At 63.2% G+C, this 13,902-nt stretch carries 12 protein-coding genes and 1 tRNA gene; 5 read left to right on the top strand and 8 right to left on the bottom strand.

Annotation, left to right across the window (positions count from 1 at the left end; genetic code table 11):
- The first annotated feature begins 16 nt into the window (after window positions 1-16).
- The 4 genes from ACNA0R_RS13780 (at window position 17) to ACNA0R_RS13765 (ending at window position 2,234) form a co-directional block, all read left to right on the top strand.
- Window positions 17-778, top strand: a complete 762-nt coding sequence (locus ACNA0R_RS13780; RefSeq protein ID WP_415826575.1) for a class I SAM-dependent methyltransferase — start codon at window positions 17-19, stop codon at window positions 776-778.
- Window positions 779-803: 25 nt separating this feature from the next.
- Complete coding sequence (gene rnhA / locus ACNA0R_RS13775) at window positions 804-1,274, top strand: ribonuclease HI (protein ID WP_415826574.1); 471 nt, start codon at window positions 804-806, stop codon at window positions 1,272-1,274.
- 60 nt (window positions 1,275-1,334) lie between these two features.
- The gene (gene dnaQ / locus ACNA0R_RS13770) at window positions 1,335-2,081 is read left to right on the top strand and encodes a DNA polymerase III subunit epsilon (RefSeq protein ID WP_415826573.1); all 747 of its coding nucleotides are present in this window, start codon (window positions 1,335-1,337) and stop codon (window positions 2,079-2,081) included.
- A gap of 78 nt (window positions 2,082-2,159) precedes the next feature.
- Window positions 2,160-2,234, top strand: a tRNA-Val gene (locus tag ACNA0R_RS13765).
- Window positions 2,235-2,469: 235 nt separating this feature from the next.
- Here the strand turns inward: ACNA0R_RS13765 and ACNA0R_RS13760 are convergent.
- The 8 genes from ACNA0R_RS13760 to ACNA0R_RS13725 all read right to left on the bottom strand — a co-directional run bounded on the left by ACNA0R_RS13760 (window position 2,470) and on the right by ACNA0R_RS13725 (window position 12,761).
- Window positions 2,470-3,663 carry an acetate/propionate family kinase gene (locus ACNA0R_RS13760; protein ID WP_415826572.1) on the bottom strand — a complete coding sequence of 398 codons (1,194 nt, stop codon included), beginning with the start codon at window positions 3,661-3,663 and terminating at the stop codon, window positions 2,470-2,472.
- Window positions 3,664-3,710: 47 nt separating this feature from the next.
- Window positions 3,711-5,138 carry a bifunctional enoyl-CoA hydratase/phosphate acetyltransferase gene (locus ACNA0R_RS13755; protein WP_415826571.1) on the bottom strand — a complete coding sequence of 476 codons (1,428 nt, stop codon included), beginning with the start codon at window positions 5,136-5,138 and terminating at the stop codon, window positions 3,711-3,713.
- Between the two features lie 55 nt (window positions 5,139-5,193).
- Window positions 5,194-7,530, bottom strand: a complete 2,337-nt coding sequence (locus ACNA0R_RS13750) for a DUF3141 domain-containing protein (protein ID WP_415826570.1) — start codon at window positions 7,528-7,530, stop codon at window positions 5,194-5,196.
- 56 nt (window positions 7,531-7,586) lie between these two features.
- On the bottom strand, window positions 7,587-8,771 hold the full coding sequence (locus ACNA0R_RS13745; RefSeq protein ID WP_415826569.1) for an acetyl-CoA C-acetyltransferase: 1,185 nt from the start codon (window positions 8,769-8,771) through the stop codon (window positions 7,587-7,589).
- A 159-nt stretch (window positions 8,772-8,930) separates the two neighbouring features.
- Complete coding sequence (gene phbB / locus ACNA0R_RS13740) at window positions 8,931-9,677, bottom strand: acetoacetyl-CoA reductase (RefSeq protein ID WP_415826568.1); 747 nt, start codon at window positions 9,675-9,677, stop codon at window positions 8,931-8,933.
- Window positions 9,667-10,119 carry a hypothetical protein gene (locus ACNA0R_RS13735; protein WP_415826567.1) on the bottom strand — a complete coding sequence of 151 codons (453 nt, stop codon included), beginning with the start codon at window positions 10,117-10,119 and terminating at the stop codon, window positions 9,667-9,669. The genes phbB and ACNA0R_RS13735 overlap by 11 nt, the downstream gene beginning before the upstream one ends.
- Before the next feature lie 132 nt (window positions 10,120-10,251).
- Window positions 10,252-11,016 carry an enoyl-ACP reductase FabI gene (fabI, locus tag ACNA0R_RS13730; protein WP_415826566.1) on the bottom strand — a complete coding sequence of 255 codons (765 nt, stop codon included), beginning with the start codon at window positions 11,014-11,016 and terminating at the stop codon, window positions 10,252-10,254.
- 2 nt (window positions 11,017-11,018) lie between these two features.
- Entirely contained in the window at window positions 11,019-12,761 is a 1,743-nt protein-coding gene (locus tag ACNA0R_RS13725; protein ID WP_415826565.1) for a PHA/PHB synthase family protein, read from the bottom strand.
- Between the two features lie 308 nt (window positions 12,762-13,069).
- Here ACNA0R_RS13725 and ACNA0R_RS13720 point away from each other — a divergent pair, with 308 nt between their 5' ends.
- Entirely contained in the window at window positions 13,070-13,705 is a 636-nt protein-coding gene (locus ACNA0R_RS13720; RefSeq protein WP_415826564.1) for a TetR/AcrR family transcriptional regulator, read from the top strand.
- The last annotated feature ends 197 nt before the right edge of the window (window positions 13,706-13,902 follow it).

The following is a 13,902-nucleotide window of genomic DNA, read 5'->3' as shown; positions in this document are numbered from 1 at the left end:
CAAAGGAACCCATAGCGTGGCAGAAGAAAGTGCGCCGATTGTAGAACTGGCAGAGTGGTTTCAGACGCCGCCCGGCCAGTATGTGCTGCGTTGGGAGCAGGCCCAGTTCGATGCGGTGGTGGCCGATGTGTTCGGCTATAACGCCTTGCAGGTGGGGCTGGCGGAGCTCGATCTGCTGCGCAATAACCGTATGCCCTTCAAGGCCTATGTGGGCACCGTCATGCCGGACGCCGAGGTCGCGGCGCGCTGGCAGGCCTGCGCGCTGGCCGATCCGCGCGCCTTGCCGTTCGCGTCGCAGAGCATAGATTTGCTGATTCTGCCACATGCCTTCGAGTGCACGGATGCGCCGCACGACGTGCTGCGCGAAGTGGAGCGGGTGCTGATGCCGGAAGGGCGGGTGGTGATTTCGGGCTTCAATCCATGGAGCCTCTGGGGCGCGCGCAACCGGATGCCGGGCATGGAGCCATGGCTGCCGCACGCGCCGTCGGCGCAGGTGTCGCTGGCCCGCGTGAAGGATTGGCTGAAGCTGCTGTCCTTCGAGGTCGATCGGGGCCGCTTCGGCTGCTATGCGCCCGCCTGCCAGACCGATATCTGGCTGCAGCGCTGGCGCTTCATGGAAAAGGCCGGCGATCGCTGGTGGGCGGTGTGCGGGGCGGTGTACATGGTGTCCGCCGTCAAGCGCGTGGCGGGCATGCGGCTGATCGGTCCGGCCTGGAAGCAGAAGCGCCCGGCGGCCGCGGCGGCGTCGGTGGTGGCGAATCATCGCTCGCGGATCTGATAACAATCAATGATGGATGGCAGTAATGGCAGGTGTGGAAAGCAAGACGGAGGTCGTTGAACTCTGGACGGACGGCGCGTGCAAGGGTAATCCCGGCCCCGGGGGCTGGGGCGTCCTGATGCGCTCCGGCGCCCACGAAAAGACCTTGCATGGCGGCGAACTGGCGACCACCAACAACCGCATGGAGCTCATGGCGGTGATCCAGGGGCTGGCGGCGTTGAAGCGTCCCTGCCAGGTGACGATACATGTGGATTCGCAGTACGTCATGAAGGGCATGATGGAGTGGATCGCCAACTGGAAGCGGCGGGGCTGGGTCACGGCGGATAAGAAACCGGTCAAGAATGCGGAGCTGTGGCGCCAGCTGGACGAGCAGGTGGCGCGCCATCAGGTGTCCTGGCGCTGGGTGCGTGGACATGCCGGCGACCCCGGCAACGAACGCGCGGACCAGCTGGCGAACCTGGGCGTGGAAGAAGCCAAGCGCGGGCGGGCGGCATAGGGCGCCGGGCATCGCTTCCGCCGGTGTCCGGCGCGGCGCCGGCCGGGTACACTAGCGGCCATGCGTCAAATCATCCTCGATACCGAAACCACCGGCCTGGAGCCCGCCCAGGGCCATCGCATCGTCGAAATCGGCTGCCTGGAAATCGTCAACCGCATGGTCACGGGCAACACGATGCACGTGTACCTGAACCCGGACCGCGAAAGCGATCCCGAGGCCTTGGCGGTGCACGGCCTGACCACCGAATTCCTGTCGGACAAGCCGCGTTTCGAGGACGTCGCCGACGAACTGGTCCGTTTCCTGGACGGCGCGGAAATCATCATCCACAACGCCGCCTTCGACACCAAGTTCATCAACGCCGAGCTGGCGCGCATCGGCCGTTCGCCGATGCACGAATTCTGCGCGACCATCACCGACTCGCTGCTGCATGCGCGGGAATTGCATCCCGGCAAGCGTAATTCGCTCGACGCGCTGTGCGAACGCTACGGTATTTCGAACGCGCACCGGACGCTGCACGGCGCCTTGCTGGATGCGCGTCTGCTGGGCGAAGTCTGGCTGGCCATGACGCGCGGCCAGGACGCGCTGCTGATCGACGTCGACGAATCCGAAGGCAAGGGCCAGAACGAAGGCATCGTGCTGGCGCGCTTCGATGCGTCCGGCCTGCCGGTGATCCGCGCCAGCGCGGAAGAGCTGGCGGAACATGAGGCCTACATGGCGGCGCTGGACAAGTCGGCCGGCGGCGCCTGCCTGTGGCGGCAATGGGACCCGGCGCCGGTGGTGGAGGAAGCCCAGGCCCAGGCCGCGTAGGGCCGCCGCGCCAGGCGCGTGTCGTCCTGGTGATTTGCCATCACTGAAAACCACATGCTAGAATCGCGGTCTCTCTTGGGGCGGTTAGCTCAGTGGTAGAGCACTGCCTTCACACGGCAGGGGTCACTGGTTCGAACCCAGTACCGCCCACCAAAGATCCCGATAGAGAAAAAAAGAGAAAAAGAGAAAAAATTGCCGGCAAATGCCGGCTTTTTTCGTTTCTGCTGGGGTTTTCGTGGTCCTGTAGCCTTACTTGCCCTCTCCCGGATCGGGGCATTGGCCACCTATTTGCCACGCCGCGTGAGTAGGCGCGCCTGGGCCGCCTGGAACATTGGAATGCGGGCTGCCTATGTTGCAGACACGCCCGCAAGGCCTCATTCGTGAAATGTTATCGCGTCAACTCGCCCAGTACTTGGAGGCTGGCCCGCGCGGCGATCCATTCTTCGTTGGTGGGCTCCACAACCACGGTGACCAGGCTATCCTCCGCGGAGATGATAGGGTCGTTCGCCTCATTGGCGTCCGGATCCAGGCGCAGCCCCAAGAAGGACAAGTCTTTGCAGATACGTTGCCGGATTTCGGCACTGTGCTCTCCTATGCCGGCGGTAAAGACCAGGACGTCCAGATCGCCAAGTACGGCAGCTAATGCGCCGATTTCGCGAACAATGCGGCGCTGATAGAGCGCAAGTGCCATCCTTGCACGCTCCCCCACCTCATCGTCGCGTGACTCCAGCGGTAAGAGAACAGGCGGGTCGGCCGATATGCCGGATACGCCAAGCAGGCCAGACTCGTGGTACAGCATGTGCCCGACTTGTTCGACCGTGAGGTTTTTGATTTCCATCAGGTAAAGCAGTGCGCCTGGGTCCAATGCGCCGCAGCGCGTGCCCATCATCAAGCCATCCAACGCCGAAAACCCCATGGTCGTGGCGACGCTCTTGAGATCCTGCATGGCACACAAGCTGGCACCGCTGCCAAGGTGAGCGGCAACCACACGCTTTCGAGCCTCGTCGCCCAGGCGTTCCTCTAGCGCGATGGACAGGAACTCGTACGACAGCCCATGGAAGCCATAGCGGCGCAGGCCGTGCTCCCAACTGGCATAGGGTAGAGGGAGGAGCTGTTCCACCTTGGGCAGCGTCTGGTGAAAGCCCGTATCGAAACAGGCGACTTGCGCCAGTGTCGGGCGGATCCGCAACAGCACGTCGATCGCCTCCAGCGCGAAAGGTTGATGCAGCGGCGCCAGGGGAATGTAGCTTTTGAGGTCCGCGAGCACCTGGTGATCGACGCGAACCGGCTCGAAGTACTTGCTGCCGCCATGCACGACACGGTGCGCGATCGCCCTCAGGGGCCGGCCCGAAAGTCGGGCGTCCACCCTTTCACCGATATACGTCAATGCGTCGTGATAGGGAGACTGGGCGCCGAGGGTGATCGTATCGGGCGCACGGCCGGTCTCTTCGAACGTGGTCGTGGATCGGCCAATGCCCTGGACCTTGCCGCCCCAGGCGGGAGTGCGAGGCAGGGGCGCCTGGGCACCGTCGAAAAGCGCGAACTTGATGCTTGACGAACCGCAGTTCAGGACGAGAATCATCCCGCCCTCGATGGGGGAGGGATTGGTGGAAGGATCTGGTGCAGGGGTCACGGTGGCGATTCCTTGTAGTGCGCTGCCAGCAGAACGGCCACGGCACACGATGCAAGCCGGGTTTCGCGCGAATCGGCGCGGCTAGTGAGAATGATGGGCAATTTGGTGCCGAGCACGATCCCCGCACTTGCGGCGTGGCCCATGTATTCGAGCTGCTTGGCCAGCATGTTTCCGCTTTCGAGATCGGGCACCACCAGGATATCGGCCTGTCCGGCCACCTCTGAGACGATGCCCTTGACGTGGGCGGCGGCCGGCGACACGGCGTTGTCGAAGGCGAGCGGGCCGTCGAGCAAGGCCCCGGTGATTTGCCCGCGGTCGGCCATCTTGCACAGCGCCGCCGCGTCCAGCGTGGCGGGCATCTGGGCGTTGACCGTCTCGACGGCCGCCAGGATTGCGACCCGCGGTTGCACAATGCCGATGGCGTGCGCCAGCTCGATCGCGTTTCGGATGATGTCCGCCTTGGCATTGAGATCCGGCGCGATGTTGATCGCCGCGTCGGTGATGATGAACGGGCGCGGATAGGCGGGGGTCTGCATGATGAAGCAATGGCTTACACGGCGCTCCGTTCGCAGGCCGGCCGCGCTGGCGAGCACCGCCGACATCAATTCATCGGTGTGCAGGCTGCCCTTCATGATCGCCTGGACGGCGCCTTCGCCCGCCAGCCGCGCGCCCGCCGCCGCCGCGGCATGGCTGTGCGGCACGTCTTCGATCGTCAGCCCCGCCAGGTCAAGCCCCGCATCGCTGGCGATCGCGGTGAGTTTGGCTCGGGGAGCGACGATCACCGGATCGATCAGGCCCGCCTCGCGTGCATCGATCGCGGCGCCCAGGCTCACCGCGTCGCACGGGTGAACCACGGCAACGCGCAGCGGGCCGAGCGTGCGGACATGGTCGAGAAGGCGCTTGAGCCCCTGATCCTTCGGCATGTCGATCCGGATATCGGGGATGCTATCGCGCTGTAGGGCGATGCGCTCTGTCGGCGCTTGGACTTGCGCTTCGCCGTCGATGATGACGTCACCGCGCTGGTTCGTGCATTCGCAATCCATGCGCAGCCGCTTTCTCGCCGGATCGCGCTCAACGACGGTCACGGTCACGCGCAACGTGTCGCCGACCCGGACAGGCCCCATGAACCGCAAACTCTGGCTGCAATAGACTGTCCCCGGCCCGGGCAGCCGTGTGCCCAACACGCCGGAGATCAATGCGCTACCCCACGTGCCGCTGGCGATGACGCCTTGAAGCGGTTCGGCAGATCCGGTGGTGGCCGAGTCAGTCTGCTTGGGATTCAGGCCACCAGCCAACAAGGCAAAGAGCCGAATGTCTTTATCCGTGAGCGTTCGTTCCGTACTGGCAGTGTCTCCCACCGCAATTTCGTCGAACAGCCGGTTGGTGAGTGTCTGTAGGGCGTCGCCGGTTGATGAGTCGGACATGTTCAGCTCTCGAGGACGGTGGCGCGGTCAAACGATCGCGTGGTCGAGAGTGTGCTCATTTGCGCTCCTTGCTTGTGCGGCGACTGACCGCTCCATTCTTGCGTGGGGATACCACCTTGATTGGACTGGCCTCACGTCGGATCGTTGTTGCACGCCCGGTCGGCGCCGGCTTCGGCGAAGGCATGGGTGAGCCCGGTGCGCTCGCCGATTCCTTGGCCTGTGCGCTACGTTCGAAGAGATCGAGCATCGCCGCGAGCGTGCATGCTTCCTCCGCCGAAAGGTCGCCTTCATGGTTGACCAGTTGCTCAATGGAGTGCGCGACAGCTCTGATGTCCTCCGGTGCCGCTTCCCGCAGGAGCGTGGGCAGGGTGGCAATGCTCGCGTCGGGATCTTCGCTTATCAGCAGCGCCTGCTGCCGGATAATCTGCCGGAATGACGGCATGTCTTTAACGGACACGGAGGTGGGGTGGTGCAATTCGATGGCATATTGGAAATGACGACTGTTGGTGACGCCACGCTGGCGCAGGACGTAGAAGATGGTGCGAATGCCTGCCTCCAATAGCCCGCCGTGCGAGATACTGGCGTGCCGGTGGGCCTTTTCCTGAGCGACAAACGCCCGGTGCTCGGGAGAATCGCCCGGCCGTGGGCGGGCCGGCTGCTCCGGGTGTGCCATGCTGCCGGCCAAAGCTTGCAGCGCGGGCGAACCGAAGATCGTTTCAAAGCCAATGCGGTAGAGCTCGTCTCGATGGTCCCGGTACCGGTCCAGGGCGTGCTCGATTGCATCGGAGGCCTGTTTTTCCCATTGAAGAAACGGGTTGTCCGCGCTGACGGCGGCACGTTCCGCTTTGATCTTTTGTGCGGCCTCCTCGACGGTGTCAGCCAGCGGATGCTCGCTCGACCACCATTCGAAGGAAAGACGTAGCGGATGCAGCAGTTGCATCCAATGCGCGGAGTACGGCGTTGCGAGCGCCTTGACCAGAGGCTGGACGAAAGCACGGTACAGCCCGAGGTTGATCTCCGAGAGCCGCGCGGCGGCGTTGAAGCGGCGCTCCGAGGCGAGATCGCTCTTGACGATTGCACGCACGTCCTCGATGTCCCGGCGGTGGATGGACATCAAGTATTTGTCGTCGACGTACTGGGCGGCGTCGGCTTGCGGCTGCTCATCGACCGTTGCCTGGTACAGGCCTGGGGGCAGCAGGTCGATCAGGTCGATGGAGTTGGCGAACTCGCGATGCTCTTTTCGACCGACGCTGGAGGACACGAAGATGCCGAGATGACCGATGCTGTCGTGGGTCGCATAGACGATGGTCTGGTCGTGGCTGACGAGATCGTCTTCATTACGGTAGAGATCGGTCACCCAGCCCAGCGCCTGAGCGGGCGGAGTGATATTGTCCCGGTAGGAGCAGAAGACCACGATCGGCGAGCGGATGTTGCGCAAGTCGACGCGCATGCCGTCGGAGGTGATGAGCTCGGCCGTGGCCAGCTTGTTGCCGATGAACAGGTTGTCGACGATGTACTGCATCTCCACGTCGTTCAAGAAGACGTGGCCGCCCCAATACTTCTCGAAATCTAGGTAGCGCGGCCCTTCCGTATCGACTTTCGCATAGACGTTGTACTGCTTGGTCCATAGCGTATTGGCCGGATCGAGATTTTCGAAGTTTTGCACTAGCCAGGCGCCGTCGAAGCGCCCGGCGCCCAGGTCACTGGTCAACGCCGTGAGCCAGCTGCCGCCAAGCAGCCCGCCGGCATAGCGCATGGGATTGTCGCCGGCCCAGTAGGACAGCGGGGTACCCGCGACGATGATGGGCCCGAAGAGGTCCGGCCACAAGGCGGCGGTCATGAGCACCTGCCATCCCGCCTGGCAGTTCCCGATGACGGCGGGCTTGCCGTTGTGCGTGCCGTGCAACTCGCCGACACGGCGCACGAACGCCGCTTCGGCGTGGATGACATCCTCGATGGTTTGGCCGGGTACGGGATCGGGTAGAAAACCGATGAAGTAGCAGGGATGGCCTGCCCGCATGGCGGCGCCGATTTCGCTATCGGGCTTGAAGCCGCCGATTCCCGGCCCGTGCCCCGCCCGCGGGTCCACCACGATGAAGGGCCGTTTTGCAGGGTCGACCGGTTGGTCGGGCGGTGGAACAATACGCGCAAGCGCGTAATTGACCGGCCGCGCCAACTCGGCTCCCGACATGACCAGCTCCGCGGCGAAGTGAAGCACATTGGGAGCCGTTTCCGCCAAGTGCTTGCGGTATTGGTCGCCGCGCTGTCGCCGGATATCCGCATACAGCACCGTTCGCTGCGCCGCATCCGTCACATAGTCGATGAAGGCGCGTCCGAGCGCCGTTGGGTCCAAGGGCAAGTCCGCCTGCGTCGCGCTAGGTTCGTTACTCATATCAAAGCCTTATGGTGAAGCGTCCGCCTTGCCGTATCGAAACGCGCTCGAAGGATTTAGAGCGACTCGAGCGCCAGCGCGATGCCTTGGCCTCCGCCGATGCACAGGGTCACGATGCCGCGCCGCAAGCCGTCTCGACGCATGGCGTGCAATAGCCGGGTCGTCAGTACGGCACCCGTCGCTCCGATGGGATGCCCGTGCGCGATCGCGCCGCCATCCACGTTGACCGTGTCTTCGCGCAACCCCAGCTCGCGGATCACGGCAAGCACGATGGCGGCAAATGCTTCGTTGATTTCGATACGCTCGACATCGCCGATTTGCCATCTGGCGCGCATCAACGCCTGCTTGACGGCTGGAACCGGGCCGAGGCCGAAGAAACCCGGCTCGACGGCTCCCACGCCCCACGCCACCAGTTTGCCCAAGGGCTGGACGCCGTGGGTTTCGACCCAAGTCGCATTGGCGACCACGAGCGCGGCCGCGCCGGTGTTCAGGCCAGGCGCGTTGCCGGCGGTAATGGTTCCCTCCCGACGGAAGGCGGGCTTGAGCTTGGCCAGGGTTTCGACCGTCGTGTCGGGACGATTGTGTTCGTCCTTCTCGAAGACGGTGACGCCCTTGCGGCCGGGAATCTCCACGGGCACGATCTCGGCATCGAAGTGTCCCGCGGCCTGGGCGGCCGCAAAGCGGGTTTGGCTTCGCAATGCCCATTGGTCCTGCGCTTCTCGTGTCAGGGCATAGCGCGTTACCAGGTCCTCGGTGACCCATCCGGAGTGCTGATCGCAAAAGGCGTCATTCAGGCCGTCGTGCAGCATGCTGTCGACCAATGCGCCATCGCCCATGCGGTAACCCCACCGCGCGTGCTTGGCCAGGTAGGGAGACTGATCCATGTTCTCCATGCCTCCGGCCAGCACGACTTGGGCATGGCCCAGCAATACTTCCTGGGCCGCGCTGGCGATTGCCTGTGCGCCGGAGCCGCAGACGCGGTTGACGGTCATGGCCGGTACGTTCACCGGCACGCCCGCGCCAATCGCGGCTTGGCGCGCCGGATTCATTTTGGAGCCCGCTTGTACAACCTGGCCCAGGATGACGGCATCGATGTCGTCACCCTGGACCCCGGCGCGGCGCAGGCTCTCGCGCAAGGCAGTCGCACCCAGGTCCACGGCGCGGATGTCCTTGAGGGTGCCGCCGTAGGTGCCGATGGCCGTTCGCACCGGGGCGCAGAGGAATATTGGTGACTTGTTCACGAAACGCTCCAATTTTGAATAGGAGGCGGGTTCAAAGGCGTGGCGCTTTTGGTCCCGGCTCCGCGGAGTGACGAATCGGCGCGGTCGCGTAGCGTCAATTCGGGATGTGGCACGGCAGAGCGGCGCACTGGGCACGCCGCAGGCGCCTGCCGCTTCGACTCAATACATGTGTTGCCCGCCGTTCATCGCCACGTTGCTGCCCGTCATGAAGGCGGCTGCATCGCTACAGATGAAGGCAATCAATTCGGCGATCTCGCTGGGTTGACCCAGCCGGCCCACGGGGATCTGTGGAATGATCTGTGACTCCAGGATGTCCTTCGGGATCTTGGCCACCATCTGCGTGTCGAGATAGCCCGGCGACACCGTGTTGACAGTCACGCCCTTTCGAGCGACTTCGAGCGCCAGTGATTTGGTAAAGCCATGAATGCCTGCCTTGGCCGCCGCATAGTTCGTCTGGCCGAATTGCCCCTTGCTGCCATTGACCGAGGAGATGTTGACGATACGGCCCCAGCCCCGTTGCACCATGCCGTCGAGAAACGGCTGGGTGACGTTGAACATCGAGTCCAGGTTGGTCCGCAGCACGGCGTCCCAATTTTCCTTGGTCATTTTGCGCAAGGTGCCATCGCGGGTAATGCCGGCGTCATTGATCAGAATGTCGACTTCCAGCCCGTCGGCCCGGATCCTGGCCGCCATGTCGCGGCAGAAGTCAAAGTTGGAGACATCGGATTCGTAGATTCGGAACGAGTAGCCGCCCTGGGACTGCTCGCGCAGCCAGTCGTCAACACGAGGGTTGCCCAGGCTGTGGGTGACGATGACGGCGTGGCCCGCGTCGTGCAATCGGCGAGCGATCGCTTGACCCAGGCCGCTCATGCCGCCTGTTACGAGGGCGGTGCGCTTACTGGACATTGGACGCCCCTTTTTTGGGAGTGGTTGCCGCCGCCCAGTTCGTGCCCCAGTTCTTGAAGTACTCGAGGAACGGCAGCTTGATGTTAGTGGTATCGGTGCTGCCAATCGCCGCTTTTTGCCAGGACTGGATCGCCTGTTGCAGCCCGTTGGTGAAAGCCCCTTGGGCTTCGATGGCCTGTTGCGTGCAGTTCTGCGTATCGGCGAAGCGCTGTTGCAGCTGACGCCAGAAGGCCTCGCTGGGTAAGGTCGCCAACGTTTGCCAATTTTCCGTCTGGGTCAGATTGCCGATCTCCGCCTTGTATTCGTCGATGCCTTCCTGGCTGACGCGCGAAGAGAGTTCGAGCCAGCGCTGTCCATTCTCGTGCAGCAGTTGGGCGATTCGCAGGTGCAGTTCGAGGCTGGCCTTGAGCAGGCCGAGGGGCAGGGTGTTATCGATGGCCACGTGATTCTCCTTGACAATTCAATTGCTTCGGTCGGAAGCGGGAAGAGGGGCCCTCTTTCTGACCCCAGGCATGGTGTGAGACGAGTACAGACCGGCGCGGTGGTGCGTACTTCATATGGCCGGGTGAAGCATTCAGTTGATGATGTTGTAGCCTCCGTCGACAAAATGTATGCCGCCGGTGATGGCGCGCGCGCCATCGCTGGCCAGAAATGCGCAGAGTGGCCCGACGTCATCGATCGCCAACGGGCGCTTCAAGGGGGAACGGCTCGTGCTTTCGGTCACGAGTGCGTCAAATTCGGCGATGCCCGAAGCGGCACGGGTCACGATGGGGCCGGGAGAAATGGCATTGACCCGGATGCCCGCGGGGCCGAGTTCGCTCGCCAGGTAGCGCACGCTCGCTTCGAGTGCGGCCTTCACCGGGCCCATGATCCCGTAGTGGGGGATGACCGCCTCGCCGCCCAGGAAGCTCACGGTGAGCAGGCTGCCGCCCGCGGACATCAGCGGTTCGGCATGGCGGGCCATGCGTATGAACGAATGGCAGGAGATGTCCATCGCCAGGGCGAAACCGTCACGGGAACTGTCGGTCACGCGACCTTGCAGATCTGCTTTCGGTGCGAAGGCAATCGAATGCAGGAGGAAGTCCAGCCCGCCCCATTGCGCGCTGATGGCGTTGAAAAGTGTCGCCATCTGTCCGTCATCGGTCACATCCAGGGGCATGCGCAACGTAATGTCGAGTTGATCCAGCAGAGGCGCCACGTGGGGTTGCGCCTTTTCGTTGAGCCAGGTGGCGGCGAGCTGCGCGCCCTGCGCGCGGGCGGCCCGGGCGCAGGCCCAGGCAATGCTGCTTTCGTTGGCGATGCCCACGATCAGGCCCCTCTTGCCATCCAGCGATGCCATGGCTATTTCTCCCTCACATAGGAGCCCGGAGCATCTTCGATCGGCATGTAGCCGCGCGAGGCGCAGCCCAGCGCCGGCGGATCGACGAGCTCGCCGGAACGCCCTTTGAGCCAGGTGAGCCACGCCTGCCACCAGGAGCCGGACTGGACCTCGACCTTTTGTGCCCATTCTTCGGGCGAGAGATACCCGCCGCCCTGTGGGCGCGTGGCGATCTGATATTGCCGTCGCGGGTGTCCCGGCTCGCTGACGATGCCGGCATTGTGGCCGCCGGTGGTGAGCACGAAAGTAATCTCGGCCGGGGACAGATAGTGCAGCTTGTAGACCGAACGCCAGGGGGCGACGTGATCCTTGACGGTGCCCACGCAGAACGTCGGCAGATCCAGGGTGCTCAATATGATCGGGCGCCCGCCCACCGGATAGCGGCCGTTGCTCAGGTCGTTGTCGAGAAAGAGCCGGCGCAGGTACTGCGAGTGCATCTTGGCGGGCATGCGCGTGGCGTCGGCGTTCCAGGCCATCAGATCATTCATCGGCCGGCGATTGCCCAGCAGGTACTCTTCCACCAGCCTGGACCAGAGCAGGTCATAGGGTCGAAGCATTTCGAATGCCGCGACCATTTGGTCGGCCCGCAGGTAGCCCGACGCGGCCATTTGCGCTTCCAGCAGGCTGACCTGGCTCTCATCGATGAAGAGCCCGAGTTCCCCCGGCTCGCTGAAATCGGTCTGCGCCGTGAACAGGCTCAGCGAGGCCAGCCGTTCCCGTTGCCCGTCGCGGACCATGGCCGCCGCGGCGATGGCCAGCAGGGTGCCGCCGAGACAATAGCCTGTGGCATGCACCTTGCGTCCCGGCACGATGGCCTCGATCGCTTCGAGCGCGGCCTGAAAGCCGTCCTGGAGGTATTCGTCCATGCCCAGATCGCGCTCGGGCAGGCCGGGGTTCTTCCACGAGATGCAAAACACCGTGTGCCCCTGCGAGACCAGGTAGCGGACCAGGGAGTTCGACGGCGAGAGATCCAGGATGTAGTACTTCATGATCCATGCCGGCACGATCAGAATCGGCTCGGGATGTACCTTGCCGGTAGCCGGCGCATACTGGATCAGTTCCATGACCCGATTGCGTAGCACCACCTTGCCGGGTGTGACCGCCACGTCGCGTCCGACGACGAAGTCTTCCACCCCGGGCGGCGGCAGGGCGGCGACCTGTCGTCGAATATCGTCGAGTAGGTTGTTCATGCCGCGCACAAGATTGGCGCCGGACTCCTCCACCGTGCGCGTGAGCGCGACGGGATTGGTCAGGAATTGGTTGCCGGGGGAGAAGACGTCCAGCCACTGCCGGGCGGCAAAGGCAACGACGTTCTGGTGATGCGGCGCCACGCCCCAGATGCCGGTGGTGGCCTGGTCCCACCAGCGTTGGTTCATCAAGAATCCCTGGTGCAGCAGACTGTACGGCCATTGCTGCCAGGCGGGGTCGCGAAAGCGCCGATCCTGGATCGGCGGCCCGACTTGGGCCGGTGCTTTCAGCGGCCCAAGTCGGGCATATTGTTTAAGGTAATCAATAAGCTGCTCAAGCTGATCGGCGAACAACTGCGCGAGCTGTAGCTGCTTGCCGGGCGAGCGCGCGAGGTGAGTGGCCCAATCCGCCGCCGCCAGTAAGGCGGACTCGGGCGAAAGCGAAGTCCATATTCTTGCCCACAGCGCGTGTGCGCGTGCGTCAATGGAATCGGGAGTGGCGGCATGCGCGTCGGGCACAACTTCCCCTTGCTAAAGAGCTTCGAGCTCAATAATTGACAGTGCCGCTATGTTGCTGCTTGTCGCACTCTCGGACATTGACGCAGATCAACTAACGACCTATTGGTCGTTAGCGGCAGTATATCCAAACGTATAGCGCCGCACAATGACAGCCATGCTCAGCTACGCTGCGGTATGCATCACTTAACGACTTTTTAGTCGTTAAGTGATGGGCACGCGTACCGCTACAATTTCGCAGCGACAAGTTGGTCCACAGGCTGTTCGGCCGCCACTTGTTTGGCTTTCTCCTCCGCGTCAGGATGATTTTTATGAGCACAACCACTGGTGGCGCGACGCGAAAGCGTGTTCGACTGCAACCTGAAGTCCGCAAGGATCAGATCTTGGATGCCGCATTGGCGGAGTTCGGCGCGCATGGTTTTGCCGCCACGACGGTAGACAGAATTGCCGCCCGGGCGCAGTTGTCAAAGGCTGGTGTCTACGCGCATTTCGCCAGCAAAGATGAGATCTTCGAGACTTTGCTGATGCGCATGCTCACGCCATCCTTCCCGGCACGGAACTGGTGCCCTGGGCCGGATCGAACCGTGGAGGAGATCGTCGACGCCTATATTGACGACACCTACGCCAAATTCAGGGATCCACAGGTGGCGGCGGTTCTGCGGCTGTTGATTGCGGAGAGCGGGCGGCTTCCCCATCTCGTGCGCCGCTGGCGTACCGAGGTTGTCCAGTCTTATCTGGATGAACAGCAGCGCATGATCCGTCGCCTCGTCGCCGAGGGGCGTATTCGTTCAAGTCCACTAACTGACTACTTTGATATCGTGACGTCGCCGATGGTGCAGGGGTGGGTGATGTATTTCATCTTTGGCGACGACTTTGCTCGACGTGATTTGAAGAAACTGAAAGAGGCGCACCGGCGGCTTTTGGCGGACATGTTGAAGATATCTTGATACAGGATCGATCGATCTCGATCGGCTGTCCGCGTGAGCCCGCACGGTTGCGTCTCGGAACGACCCCCGTGTTGGTGAGCTTCCTCATCGTCATGGCCGGCGCGCGTTCGGGCGGGACGTCGAACAAGGGGAGGTCGATGACACGCGCGACCAATCGCAGCCTGGTCGTCAATGACAGCGACGGCAGCTCCAAGGCA

It is taken from the genome of Bordetella sputigena (genome assembly GCF_965137885.1).
Classification (GTDB): domain Bacteria; phylum Pseudomonadota; class Gammaproteobacteria; order Burkholderiales; family Burkholderiaceae_B; genus Bordetella_C; species Bordetella_C sputigena.
This window is presented reverse-complemented; position numbering and strand designations above follow the sequence as displayed.

Bases quoted from the DNA above. Each gene is read 5' to 3' on its own strand.
- rnhA (WP_415826574.1), top strand. From the start codon at position 804: ATGGCAGGTGTGGAAAGCAAGACGGAGGTCGTTGAACTCTGGACGGAC.
- dnaQ (WP_415826573.1), top strand. From the start codon at position 1,335: ATGCGTCAAATCATCCTCGATACCGAAACCACCGGCCTGGAGCCCGCC.
- ACNA0R_RS13760 (WP_415826572.1), bottom strand. From the start codon at position 3,663: ATGATTCTCGTCCTGAACTGCGGTTCGTCAAGCATCAAGTTCGCGCTT.
- ACNA0R_RS13755 (WP_415826571.1), bottom strand. From the start codon at position 5,138: ATGTCCGACTCATCAACCGGCGACGCCCTACAGACACTCACCAACCGG.
- ACNA0R_RS13750 (WP_415826570.1), bottom strand. From the start codon at position 7,530: ATGAGTAACGAACCTAGCGCGACGCAGGCGGACTTGCCCTTGGACCCA.
- phbB (WP_415826568.1), bottom strand. From the start codon at position 9,677: ATGTCCAGTAAGCGCACCGCCCTCGTAACAGGCGGCATGAGCGGCCTG.
- fabI (WP_415826566.1), bottom strand. From the start codon at position 11,016: ATGGCATCGCTGGATGGCAAGAGGGGCCTGATCGTGGGCATCGCCAAC.
- ACNA0R_RS13720 (WP_415826564.1), top strand. From the start codon at position 13,070: ATGAGCACAACCACTGGTGGCGCGACGCGAAAGCGTGTTCGACTGCAA.